The 1,464-nt window shown below is 66.2% G+C and carries 1 pseudogene; it reads right to left on the minus strand.

Annotation, left to right across the window (positions count from 1 at the left end):
- Window positions 1-368: 368 nt before the first annotated feature.
- A pseudogene (locus NMG80_RS04485) lies at window positions 369-1,382 on the minus strand (IS110 family RNA-guided transposase); the annotation flags it as partial.
- Between the last annotated feature and the right edge of the window lie 82 nt (window positions 1,383-1,464).

Here is a 1,464-nt window from a genome sequence, read left to right on the forward strand (position 1 = left end):
GATCCATATGTGGACGGCGCCCTGTCTGCAATGGTTGGCGTCAGGCGGTTTCGATCGCTTGCGTCCATATGTCCGGCCTGTTGGTGCGGTCGTTTCAGCCGCTGGCCAAGGTGGGTTTCGCGACGCCCGTTCCAATCATGCCAGCGATTTCCGTCGGCCAAAGGATCCCTCGGAGTTTCGCGCGTCACGGATCGATCGATCACGCCATCTTCCTTCCGTTGCAAGAGCTTGTATTCCCGGTGTCTCTCCGTTGCGACCAGTCAGGGCATGGCGGCCTCGGACGGAGCCGCGGTCAAGGCTGGCCGCAGGCCACCGCCGCAGGCGGCGCCGGACGGCCTTGACGGCGGCGAGGCCGGTGCCAAACTGCCCGCTTGGTCGCAACGGTATGGCTCGCCCGTCACCATCATCTTCCAGGCGATGCGGGCGTTTTTGTTTGCCAGCGCCACCGCCGCCAGCTTTGGCGGCTTGCGTGCAAGCAGCGCGGCCAGCCACGGCGAGGCCGCGATGCGGCCGCGCCGCACCTGCTGGATGTGTGCCGTCGCACCCACCACCAGCACCTGCCGCAGCATCTCGTCGCCGGCCCGCGTGATCACACCCAGCCGGGTCTTGCCGGCCGTCGAGTGGTTTTTCGGCGTCAGCCCCAGCCATGCCGCGAAGTCGCGTCCCGACCTGAATGCTGTTGCGTCGCCGACCTTGATGCCGAGCAGCGTTGCCCCGATCGGCCCGACGCCGGGCATCGCAGCCAGCCGCCGTGCGGTCTCGTCTTGGCGATAATGGGCCACCAGCTTCTTCTCAAGCGCCGCCAGCCGGGTGCAGGTGGCGCGGTATTCCTCGCCGAGCATGTTGAACAGCTCCTGTGCCAGCGCCGGCACGCCATCATCGACTGCAACGCGGGCCAGCAGCGGCTCGACATGGGCAAGGCCCTTCGCAGCCACCAGTCCGAACTCGGCCGCATGGCCGCGGATCGCATTGGAAAGCTGCGTGCGCCGCCGAACCATTTGCTCGCGCACCCCAAACAGCATCTGACCCGCCTGCTGCTCGACGCTCTTCACCGCCACGAAGCGGGTTCTCGGCCGGCTCATCGCCTCGCAGTTCGCCTCCGCATCGGCCGCGTCGTGCTTGCCGCGCCGCAAATAGGCCTTCACGTGCTGAGCCGCCATCAGCACCGGATCGTGGCCCAATGCCGACAGCGTGCGCGCCCAGTGATGCGAGCCGCCGCACGCCTCAAGCCCGACCTTCACCGGCGCCAACCTGGCGAAGAACGGAACGACCGCACGTCGCTGCAGCTTGCGGATCAGCACAGGCCGCTCCAAAGCGTCGACACCGTGCAATTGAAAAACACTCTTGGACGTATCCATGCCAATGCGGATAAGCTGTTCCACGGACGGCTCCCTTGTTTGAGATCTCATACGACCTCACTCTGGCACATTCGATGCCGTCGGGCGCCGTCCACCCCATCATGCC

It is taken from the genome of Mesorhizobium escarrei (assembly GCF_935825525.1).
Classification (GTDB): domain Bacteria; phylum Pseudomonadota; class Alphaproteobacteria; order Rhizobiales; family Rhizobiaceae; genus Mesorhizobium; species Mesorhizobium escarrei.